Annotated in this window: 19 protein-coding genes; 7 read left to right on the forward strand and 12 right to left on the reverse strand. The window is 72.2% G+C overall.

The annotated features are described in order from the left end of the window. Positions 1-12: 12 nt before the first annotated feature. A complete protein-coding gene (locus ABZ818_RS19485; RefSeq protein ID WP_361415881.1) occupies positions 13-1,353 on the reverse strand; it encodes a DUF6716 putative glycosyltransferase in 1,341 nt (446 codons plus the stop codon). Between the two features lie 199 nt (positions 1,354-1,552). Between ABZ818_RS19485 and ABZ818_RS19490 the strand changes: the two genes are divergently transcribed. The 5 genes from ABZ818_RS19490 to ABZ818_RS19510 all read left to right on the forward strand — a co-directional run bounded on the left by ABZ818_RS19490 (position 1,553) and on the right by ABZ818_RS19510 (position 6,775). Further along, a complete protein-coding gene (locus ABZ818_RS19490; protein ID WP_361415883.1) occupies positions 1,553-2,530 on the forward strand; it encodes a glycosyltransferase family 2 protein in 978 nt (325 codons plus the stop codon). Further along, entirely contained in the window at positions 2,530-3,864 is a 1,335-nt protein-coding gene (locus ABZ818_RS19495) for an alpha-2,8-polysialyltransferase family protein (protein WP_361415885.1), read from the forward strand. The genes ABZ818_RS19490 and ABZ818_RS19495 overlap by 1 nt, the downstream gene beginning before the upstream one ends. A gap of 166 nt (positions 3,865-4,030) precedes the next feature. After that, positions 4,031-5,074 (forward strand): glycosyltransferase family 2 protein, encoded by a 1,044-nt coding sequence (locus ABZ818_RS19500; RefSeq protein WP_361415887.1) that lies wholly within the window; start codon positions 4,031-4,033, stop codon positions 5,072-5,074. Next, positions 5,064-5,510, forward strand: coding sequence for a GtrA family protein (locus tag ABZ818_RS19505; protein ID WP_361415889.1), 447 nt, complete (start codon positions 5,064-5,066; stop codon positions 5,508-5,510). Before ABZ818_RS19500 ends, ABZ818_RS19505 begins: the two co-directional genes overlap by 11 nt. Continuing rightward, on the forward strand, positions 5,507-6,775 hold the full coding sequence (locus tag ABZ818_RS19510; RefSeq protein ID WP_361415891.1) for an NAD(P)/FAD-dependent oxidoreductase: 1,269 nt from the start codon (positions 5,507-5,509) through the stop codon (positions 6,773-6,775). Before ABZ818_RS19505 ends, ABZ818_RS19510 begins: the two co-directional genes overlap by 4 nt. A 66-nt stretch (positions 6,776-6,841) precedes the next feature. On the opposite strand, the gene ABZ818_RS19515 is transcribed toward ABZ818_RS19510, so the two are convergent. The 3 genes from ABZ818_RS19515 to ABZ818_RS19525 are packed head-to-tail and all read right to left on the reverse strand — an operon-like array spanning position 6,842 to position 12,447. Beyond that, positions 6,842-8,584 carry a hypothetical protein gene (locus tag ABZ818_RS19515; RefSeq protein ID WP_361415893.1) on the reverse strand — a complete coding sequence of 581 codons (1,743 nt, stop codon included), beginning with the start codon at positions 8,582-8,584 and terminating at the stop codon, positions 6,842-6,844. 3 nt (positions 8,585-8,587) lie between these two features. Then, positions 8,588-10,951, reverse strand: coding sequence for a glycosyltransferase (locus tag ABZ818_RS19520; protein WP_361415895.1), 2,364 nt, complete (start codon positions 10,949-10,951; stop codon positions 8,588-8,590). Next, complete coding sequence (locus tag ABZ818_RS19525) at positions 10,948-12,447, reverse strand: glycosyltransferase family 29 protein (RefSeq protein ID WP_361415897.1); 1,500 nt, start codon at positions 12,445-12,447, stop codon at positions 10,948-10,950. Before ABZ818_RS19525 ends, ABZ818_RS19520 begins: the two co-directional genes overlap by 4 nt. A gap of 255 nt (positions 12,448-12,702) precedes the next feature. Here ABZ818_RS19525 and ABZ818_RS19530 point away from each other — a divergent pair, with 255 nt between their 5' ends. After that, on the forward strand, positions 12,703-13,872 hold the full coding sequence (locus ABZ818_RS19530) for an acyltransferase (RefSeq protein WP_361415899.1): 1,170 nt from the start codon (positions 12,703-12,705) through the stop codon (positions 13,870-13,872). A 64-nt stretch (positions 13,873-13,936) separates the two neighbouring features. On the opposite strand, the gene leuE is transcribed toward ABZ818_RS19530, so the two are convergent. Beyond that, positions 13,937-14,590: a leucine efflux protein LeuE gene (gene leuE, locus ABZ818_RS19535; protein ID WP_361415901.1), complete on the reverse strand. Its 654-nt coding sequence runs from the start codon at positions 14,588-14,590 to the stop codon at positions 13,937-13,939. 99 nt (positions 14,591-14,689) lie between these two features. Next, positions 14,690-16,270 carry a methylmalonyl-CoA mutase family protein gene (locus tag ABZ818_RS19540; protein WP_361415903.1) on the reverse strand — a complete coding sequence of 527 codons (1,581 nt, stop codon included), beginning with the start codon at positions 16,268-16,270 and terminating at the stop codon, positions 14,690-14,692. Between the two features lie 262 nt (positions 16,271-16,532). Here ABZ818_RS19540 and ABZ818_RS19545 point away from each other — a divergent pair, with 262 nt between their 5' ends. Continuing rightward, on the forward strand, positions 16,533-17,360 hold the full coding sequence (locus ABZ818_RS19545) for a L,D-transpeptidase family protein (RefSeq protein WP_361415905.1): 828 nt from the start codon (positions 16,533-16,535) through the stop codon (positions 17,358-17,360). A gap of 271 nt (positions 17,361-17,631) precedes the next feature. Here ABZ818_RS19545 and ABZ818_RS19550 read toward each other — a convergent pair whose 3' ends face one another. The 6 genes from ABZ818_RS19550 to ABZ818_RS19575 form a co-directional block, all read right to left on the reverse strand. Then, positions 17,632-18,864, reverse strand: coding sequence for an extensin (locus ABZ818_RS19550; protein WP_361415907.1), 1,233 nt, complete (start codon positions 18,862-18,864; stop codon positions 17,632-17,634). After that, entirely contained in the window at positions 18,864-19,526 is a 663-nt protein-coding gene (locus ABZ818_RS19555) for an RNA polymerase sigma factor (protein ID WP_361415909.1), read from the reverse strand. Before ABZ818_RS19555 ends, ABZ818_RS19550 begins: the two co-directional genes overlap by 1 nt. Positions 19,527-19,854: 328 nt before the next feature. Continuing rightward, a complete protein-coding gene (locus ABZ818_RS19560; protein WP_361415911.1) occupies positions 19,855-20,454 on the reverse strand; it encodes an RNA polymerase sigma factor in 600 nt (199 codons plus the stop codon). Positions 20,455-20,583: 129 nt separating this feature from the next. Beyond that, positions 20,584-20,979 carry a hypothetical protein gene (locus ABZ818_RS19565; RefSeq protein WP_361415913.1) on the reverse strand — a complete coding sequence of 132 codons (396 nt, stop codon included), beginning with the start codon at positions 20,977-20,979 and terminating at the stop codon, positions 20,584-20,586. 165 nt (positions 20,980-21,144) lie between these two features. After that, entirely contained in the window at positions 21,145-21,762 is a 618-nt protein-coding gene (locus ABZ818_RS19570) for a hypothetical protein (RefSeq protein WP_361415915.1), read from the reverse strand. A gap of 166 nt (positions 21,763-21,928) precedes the next feature. Continuing rightward, entirely contained in the window at positions 21,929-22,693 is a 765-nt protein-coding gene (locus ABZ818_RS19575; RefSeq protein WP_361415917.1) for a DUF4328 domain-containing protein, read from the reverse strand. Positions 22,694-22,705: the final 12 nt, after the last annotated feature.

Genomic DNA, 22,705 nt, shown 5'->3' on the forward strand with positions numbered 1-22,705 from the left:
GGACGCGGTCGCTCACAGCTCCCCCATCCGCCGGATCACGGGCGCCACGCGCTGCACACCATGGCGGTAGGCGCCGCGGGCGGCATGGCGGAAGATCCGGCGTACGGGGCCGGGCGACCGGTCGGCGGCGGGCGCGCCCGGCAGCGGGCTGCCGTCGGGGGCGAGGTGGTGGCGGGCGAGGACGCCGGGCAGATAGCCGGGGGCCGTGACGGGGGTGTAGTAGGGCTTCAGCGGCGGGAGTTCACCGGCGGCGAGCAGTTCGTCGACGCGCAGGCGGGCCCTGTCGAAGGCGGCCTCGTACGAGCCTCCGGTGGCGACGCCCTGGCGGGCCACCCACCACGGGTCCGGTTCCGGCTCGTGGCCGTCGTCGAGCTGGTCCCAGGAGGCCAGGCAGCCGGAGCCCACGAAGTGGTGGTTGCCGAGCGCCTCCCGCACCCCGAGGTCGGTCAGGACGACGGTGGGGATGCGCCGGTGCAGGGACTCCAGGGCGGCCGTGGAACTCACCGTGACCAGCAGGTCGGTGCGGTCCAGGACCTCGCCCATGTTCCCGTACACCAGGCGGAAGTTGGCGGGCAGGTCCTTGCGCTGGGCCAGCTTCTGGTACGGCAGTTCCTCGATGTGCGTGGTGTGCTCGCCCGGCTTGGAGCGGAGCTTGAGCAGGACCTCGCGCCCGGGGTGCCGGCGGGCGTGCCGGATCAGCCGGTCCAGCAGGTAGGCGCGGTCCCCGCGGCTCTGCGGCACGGAGGGCTGCGCGGCGAAGACGACCGTGTAGGGGTCGTCCTCCGCCCGGTCCGAAGTGTGCACGGCGCCGCCGAGGAACGGCAGCGCCACCTCGGTCACCGACGAGGCGTCGGCGCCCACTCCCTCGTACACGGCCCGGAAACGGTCCGCGTCCTGACGGGAGTTGGCGAGGACGAGGTCGGCGCCGTGCCGCAGCAGCAGACCGTCGGTGAGCTTCTCGTAGACGACGCCGACGTAGCCGGTGACGACCACGGGCCGCTCGGTGCGGCCCTGCCAGGCGTGGGCCAGTCCGTGCAGCATGGCCTGGACGCCGCCGCCGACGAGGGCGAGCACGAGGACGTCGTACGGCTCCTGCGCCATCTCGCGCAGGAACTCGGCGGCGGTGACCTCGCTCAGACGGTCCGCACGGACGCCGACCTCCTCGAGCTGGCGGGGGGTGGGGGTGGCACGGCCCCGCAGCAGGTAGCCGTCGAGCCGGATGTCCGGTTCACCCGAGTCGGGGGAAACACCGGCGGAAACCAAGCGGTTCGCCGTGAGGGCACCCCATTTCCACCGGGTGTCGGAATCCGCGAGAACGGCGACTCGCCGGGACTTCTTCACACTGGCTGGCACGTCGAAGACCGTAGGAAGGCATTTCTAGGTCCCGCCCAACCCGAACGCAACAAACGGTTAACAGCACATCGCCGAATGGCGAATCAGGCCGCCGGCGGCCCGGAATAAGGGCGGGTTCACAGCGCCGCCACGCGTCGTTCACCCAAGCTCAAGCTGGGGGTAAAGACGGAGGGCGGGGCCGCGCCCTAACGTCACCTACGTGGTCAAGCTCTCCGTCATCGTGCCGTTCTACAACGTCCGGCAATACGCGTCCGACACCTTGAAGAGCCTGCGCGCGAACGCCCGCGAGGACTTCGAATTCATTCTCGTCGACGACTGCTCGCGCGACGAGACCCCTGACATCCTCGCGCGCGCGGAGCGCGAGCTGCCGGGGGCGGTGTACGTCAGACATGAGAAGAACGGTGGCCTTGCGACCGCGCGCAACACCGGGATCGACACGGCGCGCGGCGAGTATCTGACCTTCCTGGACGGCGACGACTGGCTGGCCCCCGGCTACTACCCGCGGCTGCTCGCCGCGATCGAGGAGCTGGGCTGCGACTTCGTCCGCACCGACCATGTGCAGTGCACCGCGCGGGCGCGCACGATCCAGCGTGTCCCGCACGGCCGGCGGGGCGAGGTGATGGACCCGCGGCAGGCGATCCTGCCCGCCGACCGCACCACCTCCGTCGACTACCCCTACGCCTGGGCGGGTGTCTATCACCGCCGGCTGGTCGACCGGGGGCTGCTGCACTTCACCGACGGTCTGCGCACGGCCGAGGACCGGCCGTGGATCTGGCGGCTGCACCGGGAGGCGGAGTCGTTCGCCGTGGTGGGTCTGCTGGGCGTCTTCTACCGGCGCGGGGTGGCCGGTTCCCTCACGCAGATCGGCGATGTGCGGCAACTCGACTTCATCCGCGCCTTCGACCAGGTGATCGAGGAAACCGCGGCCGACCCGGAGGCCGACCGGCTGCTGCCGAAGGCGGTGCGCACCTACTGCGCGATCATCGCCCACCATCTGTCGGAGATCGACAAGTTCGAGCCGTCGGTGGCCAGGCAGCTCCGGACCATGAGCGCGGCGGCGATCAAGCGGCTGCCGCAGGAGCTGCTCACCGACGTCCTCGACACCATGGACCTGAACCGTTCCTCCAGGCTGCGTCGACTGCGCCGCCGGGTTCCCGCAGCGAAGGCGGCCTCCTGATGCCCCGCACCACCCAGATCTTCTGCGCCTCGACGCTGTACGGCGCCGCCACCCTGGCCGCCGCGATCGAGTCCGACTGCTTCCCCGAGGCGGACCGCCGGCTGCTGCTGGTGTGCAACAACGCGGCGACGCCGGAGATCACCCCGGCCGTCGACGAGATGCCGGGCTTCGCACCGCTGCGCGACCACTTCGACGGCGTGCTGTCCTGGAACGAGGCGATCCGCCCCTTCCACCCCGGGGCCTGGTCCCCGCGCCCCGACGACTTCCCGCTGTTCGAGCGCCATCTGCGGCTGCTGTGGGGCCTGGGCGACGACCGTGTGGCCCTGGTGATGGAGTCCCTCCAGGTCAACCCGGCCCTGGCCGTCGCCCAGTCGTTCGCCGAGGCGCCCATCGACGTCTACGCCGACGGGCTGATGAGCTACGGCCCCACGCGCAACAAGATCGACCCGCTGGTCGGCACGCGGGTGCGGCGGCTGCTCCACCTGGACCTGGTCCCCGGTCTGACGCCGCTGCTGCTGACCGAGTTCGACGTGCCCGCACAGGCCCTGCCGACCGATGCGTTCATGAAGGTGCTGAGCCGGATCGGCGACGCCGTGCCGCAGCTTCCGCCGCTGCCCGAGCGTGCCGCCGTCCTGCTCGGCCAGTACCTGTCCGCGCTGGACATCCTCTCCGCCGAGGAGGAGGAAGAGCTGCACGTGCGGATGTTGCGGGGCGCGGTCGCCCGCGGGCACCGCTCGGTCGTCTTCAAGCCGCACCCGACCGCTCCGGCCCGCTACAGCCGGGCGCTGGAGGCCGAGGCGGAACGGCTCGGCGCGGACCTCACCGTCCTGGACCTGCCCGTCCTCGCCGAGGTGCTGTTCGAGAAGGCCCGGCCCGCGCTGGTGGTCGGATGCTTCTCGACCGCGCTGTTCACCGCCTCCGCGTTCCAGGGCCTGCCGGTCGTCCGGGTCGGGACCGGTCTGGTCCTCGAGCGCCTGACGCCCTACCAGAACAGCAACCGCGTGCCCGCCGTCCTGGCCGACGCGCTGCTGCCGGACCTGGAGGCGGGGCAGGAGGACGGCCAGGAGGCCGCCGTCGCCGCCGGCATGCTGACCGGGCTGGTCACCGCCGTCGGCTTCACCATGCAGCCGCAGATCCACCCGGGTCTGCGCCCGGCGGCGGAACGCTTCCTCTCCCAGCACTTCGGACCGCGCACCCAGCGCTACTTCAAGCGCCGCCGGCTCACCTCGCTGGGCCTGCCGGGCGGCATCCCGGCGCGGCTGGCGTTCCTCCCCCGCAGCGCCACGGCGCGCCGGGTCGTACGACGGGCGCGCGCCTTGAAGAAGAAGTTCTGAGGAGGCGGCTCGGGACGGGAAGCCCCGAGGAGACGCCTCCGAAGGGAAAACGGGAGGACGGCTACTGGACGTGGACCGTTCGGCTGCGGTTCACGCGGCTTCCATAGTTTCTCCCAATGCGCCAATCATGCGTGAATTCCCCGGAGTTCGGCCCGGTGGGCAGAGGATGACCCAGCAGGACATCCGCCCGCCGGCGCGTACCGCGGCTCCCGTCCGGCCCGCGCGGCCCCAGCCGCGGCCGGGCCGGCGGCCGCTGATCTCGTACGTCCTGCCGGTCTACAACGAGCAGGACGGCATCGCCGCCTTCCACACCGCGCTCACGGCCGCCCTCGCCGAACGCCCGGAACTCGACTACGAGCTGGTCTACGTCAACGACGGCTCCTCGGACGGCTCGCTCGCCCTCCTCAGGGAGCTGGCGGCGGACGACGGACACGTCCGGGTGGTCGACTTCGCCCGCAACTTCGGGCACCAGATCGCCATCACCGCGGGCCTCGACATCGCCGTCGGCGACGCGGTGATCGTGATGGACACCGACCTCCAGGACCCGCCGCGGATCAGCCTGGAGCTGGTCGACGCCTGGCGCGAGGGCGCCGAGATCGTGCACGCCCGCCGCCGCAGCCGGCAGGACACCGCGTTCAAGCGGGCGACGGCCCATCTGTACTACCGCGTCCTGCGGTCCTGCGCCGAGGTGGACATCCCCCTGGACACCGGGGACTTCCGGCTGCTGGACCGGCGGGTCGCCGACGAGCTGCGCCGGTACCGCGAGCGCAGCCGCTTCGTGCGCGGCATCGTGGCCTCGATGGGCTTCCGCCAGACCGAGGTGGCGTTCGACCGCGACGAGCGTTTCGCGGGCGAGACCAAGTACCCGCTGCGCAAGATGGCCCGGCTGGCGATCGACGGGGTGACCAGCTTCTCCACGGTGCCGCTGCGGATGATCACCCGGCTGGGCTTCCTGGTGCTGCTGCTGTCGCTGGCCGGCATCGGCTACGCGCTGGCGATGAAGTTCTTCCGGCCCGACATCACCGTCTCCGGCTGGACGATGCTGATGGTGGTGGTGCTCTTCCTGGGCGGCACCCAGATGCTGTTCCTGGGGGTGCTGGGCAGCTACATAGGGCGCATCTACGGCGAGGTGCAGGCACGCCCGCTGTACCTGGTGCGCGAGGTGATCGGCTCCCGCGCGGACGAGCGGGACGGTCCCGGTGGCGTCTGAGACCTCGGCCGCGCCCGAGGCGTCCCCCGACCGGGCGCCCGGAGAACCGGCCCCGGGCCGGTCCCGCACCCTGCGCCAGCTGCTGAGCTACACCCTGATCGGCGGCAGCGGCGTCGTCCTCGATCTCGTGGCCTTCCTGCTCCTGCACAACACCGCGGGAATGGACGAGCAGTTCGCCAACGTGCTCAGCACCACCCTGGGCATCGCCAACAACTTCGCCCTCAACGCGCTGTTCACCTTCGACCGGCGCGACCGGATCGTGGTGCGCTTCCTGCGCTTCTACGCCGTCGGGCTGGCCGGGATCGTCCTGACGAACCTGCTCTTCCTCGTCTTCACCGACGCGCTGGGTTTCGGCGCCGACCTCGTCAAAGCGGGCTCGCTGCCCCTGGTCCTGGCGCTCCAGTTCGTGCTCAACAGAAAGTGGAGCTTCGCATGAACCTCGGCATCATCGGCGCGGGTGCCACCGGCCTGACCGCCGCCTGGGACGCCGTACGCGCCGGCCACCAGGTCACCGTCCTGGAGGCGGCCGGCGAACTGGGCGGTCTGGCGGCGTCGTTGGAGGTGGGCGGCGTACCGCTGGAGCGCTACTACCACCACATCTTCCGCAGCGACCGCGCCATGATCGCCCTGATCGAGGAGCTGGGGCTCGGTGATGCGCTGCGCTTCCACAAGCCCACCACGGGCATCTTCCGCGGGGGCCGGCTGATCGACTTCACCACCCCGTTCGACATGCTGCGCTTCCCGGAGTTCTCCCCGCTGGACGCCGTGCGCTTCGCCGGCTCGTCCGCCCTGTTGAAGGCGGTCCGGCACGGTGAGCGGTACAACGACCGCACCGCCCTGGCCTGGCTGCGCCGGCGGGCGGGGCGCAGGGCGACCGAGGCGATCTGGGAGCCGCTGCTGCGCGGCAAGTTCGGCGATCGGGCGGAGCAGGTGTCGATGGCCTGGCTGTGGGCCCGCATCCACTGCCGGACCTTCGAACTCGGCTATGTGGACGGTGGGTTCGAGCGGGTCTACGCGGCGCTGCGGGACGGCGTCGAGGAGCGCGGCGGCAAGGTGGAGTTCGGCAAGGCGGTCGAGTCGATCCGGCAGGACGGCACGGACGCGCCCGCCGTGGTGCGCTGCGCGGACGGCTCCCGCTACGAGTTCGACCAGCTGATCGTCACGACCCCGCAGCCCGCCTTCGCCAGGGCGGCGGGGCTGCCGGCCGACGACGCCGTGTGGAAGAACCAGTACCTGGGCGCGACCTGCTTCGTGCTGGAGCTGGACCGCAGCGTGATCCCGTACTACTGGCTCAACATCAACGAGCCCGGCTTCCCGTTCCTCGCGGTGGTCGAGCACACCCGCATGATCGACCCGTCCGTGTACGGCGGCCGGCACATCCTCTACGTGGGCAACTACGTGGAGCGCGACGACCGGCGGTTCACCACCGAGCCGGCGGAGCTGCTGACGTCCTTCCTGCCGTATCTGCGGCGGATCAACCCGGAGTTCGACGCGTCCTGGATCAAGGACTGGCACTTCTCGAAGGCCGGGTTCGCCCAGCCGGTGGTGACCCCGGAGTACCGCTCGCTGATCCCCGGCCACGACACGCCGATGAGCCGGGTCAAGCTGGTGACGATGGCGCAGATCTACCCGCAGGACCGGGGGCAGAGCTACTCCGTGGCCCTGGCCCGCGAGGTCACCGCCTCCCTCGGGCTGCGCTGAGCGGGCGGGCAGCGGCTCGCGAGGCCCCGGCGGCGCGTCCGTCCTGCCGGGGCCCGCTCGGAGGCCCTATCGCACGCCGCTCCTGCGGACGCACAGGACCAGATCGCCCCCGGCGCTCGCGGGCGGGCAGTCGTACACGGCGGCGATGCGCCGCGCGAGGTCCGGGTCGACCTTGCCGGGCCGGAACCAGCCCCGCTCCAGCACCGCGTACGGGGCCGGGTCGTGATCGACGCAGTCGGCGTTCTCCCGGAACGACGCCAGCCCGGCGACATCCGGGAGGAAGCGGCTCCGCTGGAGGAACGTGGCGATCGGATAGCGGCACCGGGCCGGGTGGCCGACGTAGTACGTCGTGTCGCCGAACGCGAGGTAGAGCACCGGGGCACCGGCCGGCAGCGCGGCCCGCACCCGGTCGGCCTCGTCCTCGATGTGCCGCATCCCGCGCAGATAGGCGCCGCTGGTCACCGTGACCCTGCCGTTCATCGCCAGGTGCGGGGAGCCGGGCCAGATGCTCGCGGCCAGGCACACCACCGCGGCCAGGGCCGCCGAGGCGTGCCACACCCCGTACGCCGGACGGATTCCCTGGGTTCTTCGGGGACCTCGGGCCTCCAGCAGCGCGTCCACGAGGGCCGCGAGCAGTGCGAGGGCACCGGCCGCCCAGACGACCGCGGGCCGCTGCACCCCCTCGGGGGCCCGGGCGTACAGCACGGGCAGCGCCCCGTAGCCCAGTGACACGGCGCAGAACAGCCGGGGCGGTGTGCGGCGCGCGCCTCCCACGGCAAGGCCCCACAGGGCGGCGGCGAGCACGGGCAGTTGCGCCGCGTGGTAGAGGAACCAGTTGCCCTGCACGACCACGACGGCCAGGGCGCCGAGGCCGGTGGCCGCGGCGACCGCCAGCAGTTCGGCACGCCGCAGCCGCCCGCGCACCCGGCCCAGGACCAGCAGCAGCGCTCCGGGCAGGAGCAGCAGTACGGGACTGAGTACGGCCCGGTCGGCCAGGTAGTCCACGGAGCGGGTGAGCACGAACGACGGGTGGATCCCGGTGCGGCTCAGGGCCGACTGGTTGATCTGCGGCATGTCCCGCGTCCACTGCCACTCGTGGGACCCGGCGAGCACGCTCAGTCCGAACAGGGCCGCCGCGGTGGGCACGGCGACCAGGGCGAGCCGCACGGCCCGCCCCCGGTCGACGGCGTAGACGAGCAGCACTCCGATGGCGGCCGTGGCTGCGGTGGAGTACTTCATCATCACCGCGAGTCCCAGCGGCAGGCTCGCGAGCAGGGCCGCGGGCCACGGCCGGGCCGGGCCGATCGCCGCGGCGACGCCGAACACGGTCAGCACCACCGCGGCCCACTCCGGCTGGAGGAAGTCGGTGCGGGGGGCCAGTGCCAGGGCCAGGCCGGTGGCGCCCGCCGTGAGGGCCGCCTCCCGCCCGGTGACCCGGCGCAGCAGCGCCGCGTACAGGGCCGCGGCGGCCGCGGCCGCGAGCAGCGCTCCGGCCGCCTCCAGCAGCGTCTCGCGCAGGCCCGTGCCGCCCAAGGTGATCCGGTCGAGGCCGGCGACGAACCACCGGTAGAAGAACGGCCGGTGCGTGAACACCTCGGACGGCGAGTAGCCGGCCTCCCCGCCGGTGCGCAGCGCGCCGAGGACGTAGTGGATGTCGCCGGTGAGCCGCCGGGTGGCCACGGTGTACACCACGGCCGCCACGGCGGGCAGGGCGAACGCCGGCCACCACAGCGGTGACCGGCGTTCGCCCTCGGAGGGCCCGGGGACGGCGTCCGTGCCGCCGTCCCCCTCGGCCGGTGCGGTCGGCACGGATCAGCCGCCCAGGAGGACGCGCAGGTCCGCGGCGTTCGCCTCGGTGACCTTCCACAGCTCCTGCTGCCGGCCGTGCACGTCGGCGACGGTCGCGTCGTGGTCGGCGAGCAGGTCCCGGGCGCGTTCCACGAGGCGTGCGCCGAGGTGGCGGTCGTGCACCGACACGCCCCACTCGGGCCGTTCGATGTCGTTCAGGAAGTACGCCATCTTCGGGTGCGAGATCAGGCTGATGACCGGAGTGCCGCAGCCGAACGGGATCATGCCGGCGTGCCCGCGCATGCCGATCACCAGCTTGGTGCGGGCGTACAGGTCGCGGATCGCGTCGTTCTCGAAGTCGTACATCGGGATGACGGGCATCGAGATGCCGTACTCGCGGCGCAGATCGAAGACGATCTTCTCGTCGTCCAGCGAGTGCGCCACGCACTTGACCTCGGCCAGCCCGCGCAGGCCCTTGACCGCCTCGGCCATCTGCCCCAGGAAGTAGGCGTAGTCGTGGCCGAAGCGCAGCCCGGCCCGGTCGTAGGCGGCGTTGATCAGGATGGTGTCGTCCCGCCCGGCCGGGTCCTGCCAGTCGGCGACGAGCTGGCGGGTGACCGTGGTGGGGCAGGGCTGGAAGCGCACCTTGTCGTGCAGGTGGGACGGGAGCATGGCCCGCACCTTCTCGATCGAGCCGTGGTTGCGCAGCCCGAAGAAGGCCGCCCGCTCCACGAGGAGGCGCAGCGAGGTGCGGAACCGCTCGGCGCGGTAGGACTGGCCGTCGAAGGCGTTGAACCCGACGGCGTAGACCGCGATGGGCACGTCGATGCGGTTCAGCAGGGCGTCGGGTACGTTCCACTGCCAGGCGCTGTTGCCGTTGGGCATGGTGTCCGGGATGAACAGTCCGCCGCCGCCGATGACCAGGCCGCGGCGGGCGTTGACCCGCTCCAGGGCCGCCTCGTCGAACAGCCGGTGGGCGTGCACCGGGTGCCAGCGGCGGGAGGTGGTGTCGGGCCCGAAGGCGAGGCGGACGCTCTCCGGGAGGAGCTTGTCGCCCGCGTTGCCCTGGCGGTCCATGTAGAAGGCGACGTGTGCCAGCTGGTCCTCGGGGCTGCCCTGCTGCTGGGTGGGCACGCCGCCGAGGGTACGGCGCTGCCAGAGGCGGGCGGCCCGGTGGGTGGGGTCGACGCCGACCCCGGCCAGGGCGTACCCCTGGGCGGTGGCGTCGTCGCCGTGCACCCAGGCGATCTGGGCGAGCCGGGCGAAGGCGGTGGCGGCGCGGTTGGGCGCGGAGGTGGCGAGCAGCAGCTGGGCCCTGGCCTCGTCGTACCGGGAGACGCTCATCAGGGCGTGCCCGTAGACCTCGTGCGGCCAGGCCTCGTCGATCGGGATGTGCACCCGCTCCATGATGTCGACGGCGGACTGGTAGTCGCCCGCGCCGATGTGCGCGAGGGCGACCCGGCGGGCGGTGTCGAGGTCGCCGGTGCGCTCCACGTGCGGTGTGCCGTAGTGCACGAGCAGGTCGCGGTGCAGGGGCTCGGGGAGGGCGAGGAAGGCGGCGTGCAGCTCGGCGTCGTCCAGGTCGAACTCGCGCCAGCGCTCCTGCGCCTGCTCGTAGCCCGCCTCGCCGCCCTGCCACGGCTTGTGCCGGCCGGTGAAGTGCAGGACGGCCGTGTCCTCGGGCACCGGGAGGTCGCCGGACAGGCGGCGCTTGACGAAGTTGTACTTCGGGTCGAGGCGGACGAAGTCGCCGTCGAGCAGGGCGTTCAGGATGCCCTGGTCGTGCTTGTCGAGCTCGTAGGTGCCGGCGCGGCCGATCTCGTCGATCCGCGCGCAGAACTCGTCGCTCAGCTGCTCCTTCTGGATCACCAGCAGGCCGCTGTTGAGCTTGGACTCCCCGTAGAAGAACTGCGGCACGGCCGCGAACCCCTCGCGCAGCGTGAGCAGTTCGCCCAGCGAGCCGAGGACCACCATGTCCGTGTCTAGGGTGATCACGGTGTCGTAGTCGCGGATGCGGAAGACGTCGAGGATGAAGTACGCCTTGCGCACCAGGTAGTTGTCCTGGTCGCCCTTGACGTACGAGTCGTAGTGGTCGGCGTCGACGCGGCGCAGCACGATCCGCGGGTGCAGGGCGCGTATCCGGGCTATGGAGGAGGGGCGCAGGTCGTCGTGCAGGACGACGAAGTCCTCGCACACGTCCGGGTTGGACAGCGCGAGCGAGCGCAGCAGGGCGAGGAACCCGGGCAGGTAGTTCTCGTCCACGAAGCTGGCGAAGGCGATGCGGCGCTTGCCGGTCAGCGCGCGGGCGGAGCCCTCGGCGGAGGCCGGTGCCGGGGTCCCGGCCGCGGTGACGACGGGGCCGGAGGCGGAGATGGGGGTCGCGGTCATCGCAGGGAGATCCTCATGCCGGAGACGCTCTGGGCCCGTTCCATGACCCACGCCTTCTCAGTGGTGTATTCGTGGACGGACGTGATGGGGAGCTTCATCGCGGCGTCGACGCGGTACGCGCCGCTCTCGTAGAAGTCGAAGCCGATCAGGTCCAGGGTGGGGCTGACGTCGAGGAAGTCGAGCAGCCAGAGCATGTTGAAGCCGCTGGTGGGGATCCCGGGGAACACGTCCGTGTCGAGGTTCCCGATGTTGCGCGCGGGCCAGCGCAGCGACTCGTCACCGAGATACCGCTGGGCGCCCGGCACCAGCCGGTGGCGCAGGGAGTACTTCCAGTCGCTGGAGTTCCCGCCGAAGACCAGGCGGGTGGTCACGGCCTGGTCCCAGTTGAAGCCGTGCTTGTGGATGGTGACGTGGATGTCCGTGCGCCGGCCGGTGTGGACGGGGTCGATCCGGTACGAGTTGAAGCGCACGACGAGGTCGTAGGCGTCGATCTCGGAGCCCAGGGAACTCTGGCCGACCTTGCCGGAGTTGGCGATCAGGCAGACGGACTTGCCGGAGATCTGGTTGCGGAACTCACCGAGGGTGATCCACTCCAGTCCGCCGAAGAGCGGGTCTTCCACCGGTCCGCGCAGGCGGTTGCGGCGCTGCTCGGCGAAGAGGCCGATGGCCTCGGTCAGTTCGGCCGTGGGCCGGACGTGGATGCGGGTGACCAGGTCGAGGTACTGGCTGAGTGCTTCCAGGAAGTCCTGCTCCGGGGATCCGGTGCGGTCCATGGCGAGCAGGGCGCCCACCAGGCGGGCCTGTGCGCCGTCCCAGTCGCCGTCGGCGTGCGCCTGAAGTCCCTCGGCCCACCCGTCGGTCGGGGGCCGCTCGGCGAAGCCGGCGGCGGCCGGGACGTCGCGCTCCAGCAGCGCGAGCAGCTCCGCGCGCCGGTCCTGCGCGGTGCGGATGCCCGCGATCCGGGCCGAGGTGCCGAACCCGTCCTCCTTCGTCAGGGCCAGGTAGCGCTCGTAGGCCTCGACCGCCGCGACCGGCAGACCCATGGCCTCGAGCAGCCGGCCGCGCAGCCGCCAGCCGGCGCGGGAGTTCTTGCGCTGGGTCAGGACGGTGTCGCTGACGAGCAGCGCCAGGTTCAGCTCGTCGTCGTAGCCGCAGGCCAGTGCCTTGTTGGCGACCGCGAGGAGGGCGTCGAGCAGGTCGTTGCCGATGCCGCCGCCGACCGCCTTGGTGCCGCGCCGCAGCAGGCCGCCCGCCGTGGAAGCCGCCGGCGCGGACTGCTGCTGTCCGGCCCACAGGGCGAGCAGTTGACGCAGTTGTTCGGCCAGCGCCGCGCGGCGGGGGTCAAGGCTGCCGACGACCTTGCCGCTGTGGACGGCGCACGCGCGCAGGCAGTCCTCCAGCTCCGTCGGGGTGACCTCGGCGCCGGGCAGGCCGGGTTCCGCGGACGCCGGTCCCCCGGGCCGGGAACGTGACCATCTGCTGCGAACCCTCGTCATGGTGCTCCTGCTCTGAAAGGTGGGAAAACGGCATGGAATTGCCAAGGGCCTGGGAGGAAGGTTGAAAAACGTTAAGAAAGCAATGCGACGCCCTGGTGAACCGATTGAGGCCAGCAGACAAACACCGACCTCGCCGAACAAAAGCGCTCACGGAGGCGCCTTAGGGTTCTCGTCGGACGGCTCTTCTCCGTTATCGGCGCACACGATTGGAAAGCGCACGGAACGAGCCCTCGACGCACCATGAGGGGTGAAAGCGTGACCGGAACGGTCGTGGGCACATCGAATCCGCAGCCTGCCGAGGCCAACGCCGTCCTGGACCGGCGCGCTCCGGCCGATCCACCGCGGGCGAAGGCTCCGGGGGGCCGGCTGCGCGCCCTCGACGGGCTGCGGCTGGTGGCCGCGCTGATGGTGGCGGCCTACCACTACGGTGGCCGGGGCGGCGCGGTCACCCAGGCCTGGGGGGCTTCACCGGCGCACCAGTTCCCCACGCTGCACTCGTGGTTCGCCTACGGCTGCCTCGGCGTGCAGGTGTTCTTCGTGATCAGCGGCTTCGTCATCTGCATGAGCGGCTGGGGCCGGCCGCTGCGGTCGTTCTTCGCCTCCCGCGCCTCCCGGCTGCTGCCCGCGTACTGGGCGGCGGTCATCCTGGTCACGGCGGTGTTCGCGCTGCCGGTGGTCGCCTACCAGGCGCTCTCGCCGAGCGACACCCTGGTGAACCTGACGATGCTCCAGATGCCGCTCGGGGTCGACCGGGTGCTGGGCGTGTGCTGGACGCTGTGGGCGGAGATACGCTTCTACGCCCTGTTCGCGCTGTGCGTCGTGCTGCCCGGCGCGAGCCGCCGGCGCGTGATCCTGTTCTGCGCGGGCTGGACGCTGGCCGCGGCCGTCGCGCAGGGCGCGAAGCAGCCCCTGCTCGACATCGTGCTGATGCCGGAGTACGCCCCGTTCTTCATCGGCGGCGTGGGCCTCTACCTGGTGCACCGGGACCGGCGGGACGCCTACGCCTGGGGCATCGTGGCCGTGAGCTGGCTGATCGGCCAGCACTACGCGGTGCAGGAGCTGTGGCACTCGCCGAGCGTGCACGCCTTCTCGTACCGCAGCGCCTACGGCATCGTCCTGGTCGTCACCTTCGGCTTCCTCGCCGTCGCCGCCATCGCGCTCGGCCTGCTGAGCCGGGTGGACTGGCGCTGGCTGACGGTCGCGGGCGCCCTCACCTACCCCTTCTACCTGGTCCACGAGCACCTGGGCTGGGTCGTCATCGATGTGCTCCACCAGCGCCTCGGCATCCCGTCGTACGGCACCTTCCTGCTGACGGTCGCCGTGATGCTGCTGCTGGCCTGGCTGCTGCACCGGTACGTGGAGCGGTGGTTGACCCCGAGGCTGCGCACGGCGCTGTCGCGGCCCCGCGCGCAGCCGGGCCGGTGACTGACTGGTGCTGCGACCGGAAAGGTTCACCGGCTCGCGACGCCCGGCATTTCCGGTCACAGCACTAGGCGCTCGCCAGCGACAGCTTCACCGCGAAGCCCAGGAACAGGACGCCCGCCGCGGAGGTCGCGGACGCCGACAGGCGCTTGCGGCGGCGGAAGGCTGCGGCCAGCTTGGTGCCGCCGAAGATCAGCGCGCTGAGGTAGAGGACGCTGGCGAACTGGAGGAAGGCGCCGAGGATGACGAAGGAGAGCGCCGGATAGGCGTAGGCCGGGTCGACGAACTGCACGAAGAAGGCGATGACGAACAGGATCGCCTTGGGGTTGACGAGGCTGACGACCAGGGCCCGGCGGAACGGCCGCTCGGCGGCGTCCGCCGGCGCGGAGTCCTCCTCCAGCGCCGCCTTCTCGCGCCGGGTCCGCCACATGCCCCAGCCGGTCCGCAGCATGCCGATCGCGATCCAGGTCAGGTATCCGGCGCCGGCGTACTTCACGATCCCGAACAGCACGGGGTTGGCCTTCAGCAGCGAGGCGGCCCCGGCCGCACCCAGCGTCATGAGCACGGTGTCCCCGCACCAGACGCCCGCCGCGGCGGTGTAGCCGGCGCGTATCCCGCGCCGGGCGGCGACGGAGATCACGTACAGCGAGTTGGGCCCGGGAAGCAGGACGATGAGGACGAGCCCTGCCAGATAGGTGGGGAGATGGATGACTCCGAACATGGCAAGGAGTGTCGCACGGGGGTGCGGCACCGCGGTGCCGGGTTCCGGGGGACGAGACGGGCGGGCCGTCCGCCCCCTCGGCGCGGGGGCGGCCGTCGCTCAGAAGGCGTCGCCCGGCACGTAGTTGCCCCAGACCTCCCGCAGCGCGTTGCACACCTCGCCCACCGTCGCCCGGGCCTTCAGCGCCTCCTTCATCGGGTACAGGACGTTGTCCTCGCCCTTCGCGGCCTTCTTCAGGGCGGACAGCGCCGTGTCCACGGCCGTCTGGTCGCGCTCGGTGCGCAACTTGGCCAGGCGTTCGGCCTGCTGGGCCTCGATGGCGGGGTCGACGCGGAGCGGCTCGTACGGCTCCTCCTCGTCGAGTTCGAAGCGGTTGACGCCGACGACGACCCGCTCGCCGGAGTCGGTCTCCTGGGCGATGCGGTAGGCGCTGCGCTCGATCTCCTGCTTCTGGAAGCCGTGCTCGATCGCCGAGACCGCGCCCCCGAGGTCCTCGACCTTCCGCATCAGAGCGACGGTGGCCGCCTCCACCTCGTCCGTCATCTTCTCGATGACGTAGGAGCCGGCGAACGGGTCCACCGTCGCGGTCACGTCCGTCTCGTACGCCAGGACCTGCTGGGTGCGCAGAGCCAGGCGCGCGCTCTTGTCGGTGGGCAGCGCGATCGCCTCGTCGAAGGAGTTCGTGTGCAGCGACTGGGTGCCGCCCAGAACCGCAGCCAGGCCCTGGACGGCGACCCGGACCAGGTTCACCTCGGGCTGCTGCGCCGTCAGCTGGACACCCGCCGTCTGCGTGTGGAAGCGCAGCATCAGCGACTTGGGGTTCTTCGCGCCGAACTCCTCCTTCATCACACGCGCCCAGATCCGGCGGGCCGCGCGGAACTTGGCGACCTCCTCCAGGATCGTCGTACGGGCGACGAAGAAGAACGACAGGCGCGGGGCGAAGTCGTCGACGTCCATGCCGGCCGCGACCGCCGTGCGGACGTACTCGATGCCGTCGGCGAGGGTGAACGCGATCTCCTGCGCTGGGGACGCGCCCGCCTCGGCCATGTGGTAGCCCGAGATCGAGATGGTGTTCCACTTGGGGATCTCGGCCTTGCAGTACTTGAAGATGTCCGCGATCAGCCGCAGGGACGGCTTGGGCGGGAAGATGTACGTCCCGCGCGCGATGTACTCCTTCAGCACGTCGTTCTGGATCGTGCCCGTCAGCTTGTCGGCGCCGACCCCCTGCTCCTCCGCCACCAGTTGGTACAGCAGGAGCAGGAGCGCCGCGGGGGCGTTGATCGTCATCGACGTCGACACCTTGTCCAGCGGGATCCCGCCGAACAGCACCCGCATGTCGTCGATCGAGTCGATGGCCACGCCCACCTTGCCGACCTCGCCGTGCGCGATCGGCGCGTCGGAGTCGTGGCCCATCTGGGTGGGCAGGTCGAAGGCGACGGACAGGCCCATCGTGCCGTTGGCGATCAGTTGCTTGTAGCGGGCGTTGGACTCCACCGCCGTGCCGAAGCCGGCGTACTGGCGCATGGTCCAGGGGCGGCCCGTGTACATGGTGGGGTACACACCGCGGGTGAAGGGGTAGGCCCCCGGCTCGCCCAGCTTCTCGGCCGGGTCCCAGCCCTTCAGGGCGTCCGGCCCGTAGACCGGCTCGATGGGCAGCCCCGACTCCGACTCGCGCGCCATGGTGTGTGCCTCCGCGTTTCCTTGTTACTCGCCAGTTACCCGCCAGTACAACCGACTCTCGCCACGGACTGTAGCGGCGGCCGTGCGCCGGGTGGAGTGCCCCACGCTGGGAGCTATCTCACAGCCCTGGTGGTCACTCTGTCTCCCCACCTTGCCCCCTGGTTCGCCGCCCGTCACCTGTGGGGAGACATTCCGGTGTACGCCGGCGACGGAGGCCGGTGAGACAGCGGGGAGCGCCATGCGTACCAGGGGCATGAGGGGCATGAGGAGAGCGATCTCCGCCGTCGCCGCGGCCACGGCACTGGCCGCCGTGTGCGGCTGCACGGTGCAGTCCCCGGGCCCGGACGGCCGGCCGCGCTCGCCGGTGCACATCGAGATCCCGGACACCGGGCCGCCCGGCGCCCGCACCAGCGCCCCCGGCGACGCGGGACGGACCCGGACCCCGGTCCGCACCGCCGCCCGGGTCCTGTGGTCCCGCGGCGACAGCGGCCGTGACGTCCGGGAGCTCCAGGCCCGGCTGCGCCAGATCGGCTGGCTGTTCGACGGGCCCACCGGGTCCTACGACGACCTGACCCAACAGGCCGTCACGGGCTTCCAGGGAAAGCGCGGGCTGCCGCGGACGGGGCGGACCGACACGGGGACCTGGCAGCGGCTGCTGCGGATGACGCACGAGCCGGGCCGGTGGGAGCTGTACCTGATGGGCGGTCAGCCGGCCGGCCCGCCGGACCGGCGCTGCCTGACCGGCCGGGTGCTGTGCATCGACAAGACCAGCCGGACGCTGCGCTGGATGGTGGACGGGCGGACGCTCTCGACGATGGCGGTGCGGTTCGGGACGGAGTACACGCCCACCCGCGAGGGTGTGTTCCAGGTCTACTGGAAGTCGCGGCACCATGTGTCGACGCTCTACGACTCCCCCATGCCCTACGCGCTGTTCTTCAGCGGCGGCCAGGCCGTGCACTACTCCTACGACTTCGCGGCGCGCGGTTACGCGGGCGGCTCGCACGGATGCGTCAACGTTCGGGACGAGGCGGCGGTCTCACGGCTGTTCGCGCAGGTGCGGATCGGCGACAGGGTCGTCGTGCACTGGTGACGCACGGGGCGCGGCGAGGAGAGTGGAGGAGAGGGAGAGAGCGGGGGCGCGGGCGGGACCGGGGGAACGTGTCCCGCCCGCGCCGAAATGCACGAGCCGTGGGTACGGGGGGAACCCCGGCTCTGTGCGGTGGCCGATGACCAGTCGGCTCACTCACTACTGCGCCACCGCCGCGGAAAACGTCACACCCCGCCGGGACAATTTTTCCCGCGGAACGAACTCGCAGGTCAGAGCAGCGGCAGGCGGGTGATCACAGGGCGCTGGAGCAGGATCACAGGGCACTGTAGGTGGGCCCCGGCGACGACGCCGAGGGCGAGGGCGGGGCCGGCTCTTCCGGGACCGACGAGGCGGAGTCCGGGAGCTGCGGGGCGAGGACTGTGGGTGCGAGGCCTTTGCGGAGACCGAGGTCGCCGCTGCTGCCGTCTCTGTCGCCGCCTTGGTCGTCACCCTGTTCGCCCGGGGCGCCCTTGTCGTCCTGGCCGTTCCCGCCGCCCTTGCTCTTCCCGCCGCTCTTGCCGTTGTGGCCGCCGTCGTTCTGGCCCTGGTCGTCGCCGCCGGTGTCACCGGAGCGGCCGTCGACCGCCTTCAGGACACCCCGGCAGTAGGACCACACGCGCGTGGAGCCGCCGGCCGCTCCCTCCAGGTCGCGCAGGCGGCCGGAGTCCAGGGTCTTGCCGTCCCGCAGGTCGCGGCAGGACGAGACCAGCCGGTTCCAGCTGTCGCCGGAACCGCCCTGTTCGCCGGCGGAGCCGGTGGCCGCGTCGCGGCCGGGGGCGGTGCCGCCCTCGTGCGGGGTGCTTCCGGCGTCGCCGTCGGTGGCACCGGTCGTGGTGCCGCCGGGCCTCGGCGTGCCCGGACCGCTGCCCGTGGTGCCGCCGGGCGAGGGCGACACCAGCGGGCGTTCCGGTGCCGCCGGGACGGAGACGGAGGTGCCGGGTGCGGGCTCGTCGCCGCCGAACGGCGTCGGCAGCACGCCGGTGGTGGCCGCCGCCGCGACCCCGCCGACCGCGCCCGCGGCGAGCGCGGCCGACACCGCGAGGCGTACTGGTCGGCCCCGGCGCCGCGCCCCGGCACGCCGGGCGCGCCCTCCCGTACCGCCACGCGCGTGCGTGCCGATCCGGACGAGCCCGACGTCGTCGGCGAGCGGGGAACGCGGACGGGAGTGCGCTCCGAGGGCCGCGCCGCGCACGTCGGTCCCCTCCGCGGCCCGCTCGTCGGCGCGCTCGGCGCGCGCCTTGCGGAAGGCGGCCAGCGCGGCGGCCTCACCGGGCAGCGCGGCGTCGGCGGAGTCGTCCGGGTACGCGGAGGCGGGAGAAGCGTTCGGGTCCGGGAATGCCCGGGCGGCCGGAGGAGACGGGTACGACTCGGCGGACAGGGCGCCGAGCGCCTTGGCGAGCCGTTCGGCCTGGTGAAGGACGGTGATGTCGACGGTGTCCAGTGGCTCCCCGCGCAGCAAACGCTCCGCGGTGTCGTGGTCCAGCCACCTGTGCTGCTCCTCGGCCATCACATGTCCTTCTGCGTCCGGGCACGCATATGCGTCACACCGGCGGATGTCACCGCGCGGCCGCGCGGTTCTCGCGGAGGCGGCAGCGCATCGAGCGCGTGGGGGGATTCCGAATCGTCGCCGAGGAGTTCCGCGAGCCGTTTCAGACCGCGGTGCGCGGCGGTGCGCACGGCACCGGGGCGCTTGCCGAGCGTCTCCGCCGCGGTCTTCGCGTCGAGGCCCACGACCACGCGCAGCACCACGGCCTCGGCCTGGTCCTGCGGGAGTTGGGCGATGAGCGAGAGGGTGCTGCCGGTGGCCAGGGCCTCCATGGCCTCGCCCGCGGTGTCGGACTCCGCGGCCCGGCCGGTCAGTTCCGCCTCGTCGCCGCCGATCGCGGGGCGGCGGCCGCGCATGCGTATGTGGTCCAGAGCGCGGTTGCGGGCGATCCTGGCGGCCCAGCCGCGGAACCGGTCGGCGTCCCCGCTGAACCGCTCCAGATCGCGGGCGATCTGGAGCCAGGCCTCGGACGCCACGTCCTCGGCGTCCGGGTCGCCGACCAGCGTGCGTATGTATCCGAGCAGCCGCGGGTGCACGGCACGGTACACAGTCCGGAACGCGGTCTCGTCCCCGTCCTGCGCCGCGAGCACCGCGGCGGTCAGCTCCGCGTCGTCCCCCAGCACCCGTGGTGCCCTTCCTTGCGACTGAACCGGCACCGCTGTCGCGGACCGGACTCTGGCCGTCGTAATTCCTCGGTTGATGGTTGCGGTGTTCGAGGCGGCAGATCGTTGCGGTGGCCATGCCCGCCACGCCTCGGCGCGAAAGGCACGTTACGGCCTGAAACCGCCTTCCGTCCATGACCGTACAACGTGCAACTAACCGGAGCCGGGGTGAGGTGTGACAGAAACCGCACGCTCGGCGCTGTAAGGAGTACGGGCCGCGCGGCCCGTGCCGCGCGACGGCCGGGGCCTCTCCTGTGGGGGGTGGCGGCCCCGGTCGTTGCCTCGGCACTCATCGCTCCCCCGCCCCGCCCCGGGCCTCCTCCTCGAGCTGCCGCGCCAGCCGTTTCAGCCCCCGATAGGCCGCGGTGCGCACCGCGCCCGGCCGTTTGCCGAGGACACGTGCGGCGGCGGGGCCGTCGAGGCCGACGACGACCCGAAGCAGTACCGCCTCCGCCTGGTCGCGGGGCAGCCGGCGGACCAGGTCGAGAGCGCGCTCGGTGGTCATGGACTCCAGGGCCTGGTCATGGGTGCTGTACGGGCCGGGCAGCTCCAGGACGTCCTGTTCCAGTGTGGCGGCCTGGGGCCGCACCCGCCGCCGGCGCAGATGGTCGAGCGCCCGGTGCCGGGCGATGGTCGCCGTCCAGCCGCGAAAGCCCGCCCCGTCGCCCCGGAACCGGCCGAGGTCCCGCGCGATCTCCAGCCAGGCCTCGGACGCCACGTCCTCGGCGTCTTCACCGACGAGTCCGCGCACATACCCGAGCAGTCCGGGCTGCGCCAACCGGTACGCGACGGCGAAGGCCTCCTCGTCGCCTTCCTGAGCCCGTGCGACGGCCGCGCCCAACTCCCCGTCGTACGCCTGCGCGCGGCGGGGTTCCCCTCCCTGGCCCAAGAACCGTCCTCGTCCGTAGCGAGTCCCCAGACGTACGCACCGCCGACCGGCCGTGTCCACGCCCCCACGGTCATCAGCGTCGGCTCCCACAGAAGTGTCACAGCTCGTCAGCAGCCCCACGGCCACGGCTCAGGTCCGCTCGGTCCCCATCGCGTCCCGGCACAGCAGCCGCAGCGACCCCTGGCCCGTGAAGCACTGCCCGGCCTCCTCGATGGGGTCCCACAGCCGTCCGTCCGCGGTGCGCACCCAGTGCTCACCGCCGCTCGCCCACCACTCGGCCCCGTCGCCATGACGGACGATCACCTCGCCGGCGTACGCGCCGAAGCCGCGCAGCACGCTCCGCACGGCCGCGTGCGGCGTGCCCTCGCGGCGTATCTCCTCGATCGTCCGGTCGACGCGCCACAGGCTCTGCGCCGAATAGTCCAGGCGCAGCCGAGCGCCCTCGCGCATCGCCGTCACGGTGTCCGCCGCCCACCGCACCGGTTTGGTGGCGGCCTGGGGCCTGCTCTGCTGATGAGTCGTCACATGCTGGACTGTCACATAGGGAAGAGCGCGATCCGCCCTCGGTTCGTCACCCGTGATCGCGGTCTTGCCCACAACCGGCGCACGACCGGCGCAGGACCACCGCACCGCGCCCGCAGGACGCTCACAGATCCCCGCCGCGTGTTCGGCCCGTCCGGGGCCCCCGGCTCACACCCGGCCGCGGGCCCGGCGGGACACCACCGCCCGCAGGACGCGGCGCCCCTCCGTGGAGACCTCCAGGGCCTGGCGGAGTCCGGCCCGCCCGTGTCCGGCGACCAGCTCCAGGACGGTGATCTGGCGGCGCAGCTCGCCGGCGACCAGCGGCGACATGCTTTCGACGGGACCCGGGACGGGGCTCGCCCCGGCGCGAACGGAGTCGAGCGCCTCGGGGAGGGAGTCGGCGGGGGCGGCGTCCTCGGCCGGGTCGAGGAGCCGGTGGATCTGGAGCGAGGCGACCGAGCAGGCGTCGGCCCACTGCCGGACCCCGGCCGCGGACCGGGCGGCCGGCGCGGCGGCCAGCATCCGGCGGGCCAGCAGCGCGGCCTCGTCCTCGGTCTCCTCGGCGGCCTCCCCACCCAGCGCGGCCAGCGCGCCGCGTGCCTGCTCCAGCCGCTCGGCCCAGTCGCCGTCCGAGGAGTGGGCCGAGTCCTCGGCGAGGCTCCCCCACAGCGGCCGCAGGACCTCGTCGTCGCCGCCGAGCAGCGGCACGCAGCGATCCAAACAAGCCAGCCCGCTGGCGGCCAGTCCGCGCTCGTCGGCCTGCGCGATCAGTTCCACCAGACTCATCAACGCCTCCTCAAAGGGCGCCGACCCCTACGGAGCCCGCACTTGCCCTTACTGCGTGCGATCGGCCGGTAGTGTCACACGGGTCGCACGCAGAGTCGAGCAAGTTGGCATAAGAGAAGGTTTCGGCCAATGACCGAGGTCGGCGGCCGGGGCGGGGGAAGCGGGGTCAGGCCGCGGCCGGCGCCGGTCCCCGCAGCGCCTTCTCGTGCTGCATACGGGTCAGCCGGAGCACCACGAGAACGGCGAACACGGCGGCGATGATGTCGAGGACGTCGCTGAACATCATTCCCCCGGCGGCCTCGTGAAGGTCCTTGGCCGTGACGGCCCGGTTGTATTCGGTGGCCGCGAACCGGCCGGCCACCACCCCGATGAGCCACAGCGTCCACCAGGTTTTCACCAACCAGTTCGACCTGGGCCCGTCCGCCGGGCTGCTGGCCCCCCAGATGTCCAAGGCGATCCTGCGCGGGAACCACAGGTTGACGACCGGGGTGAACCACGCGCCGATCGCCCAGCCGCGCTTCATGCGGTGCCCGAAGGGATCGAACACCTCGGCGTTGACCCGCACCCGGTAGAACCAGCACAGGAAGACGACGCAACTGGCGAGCAGCGTGACCAGCTGGACGACGCCCGCGACGGCGTAGAGCCGGTCGGCGTCGTCGGCCCGCCGCATCACGTCCGCGCCGAGCGAGCCGTTCGCGAGGTCGCCCGAGACGTCGTACATCACGATGTCCGTCCAGACGGCGAACAGGTCGGCGGCGGCGGCGAGGAGGAGCAGCGCGGCGGCGGCCCGGCCGAGTCCGACCGGCGAGCGCAGCCAGGCCCGCGGCACCCCCGCGTACGGCGGGGCGGCCGGCGTCGGGACGGCCGCGCAACTGGTGCACAGGGTGCCGCCGGGTACCGCCGCGAGGTGGTGACAGCGTGCGCAGATCATGTGGGTCCCCCC

It is taken from the genome of Streptomyces sp. NPDC047453, assembly GCF_040643155.1.
GTDB lineage: Bacteria > Actinomycetota > Actinomycetes > Streptomycetales > Streptomycetaceae > Streptomyces.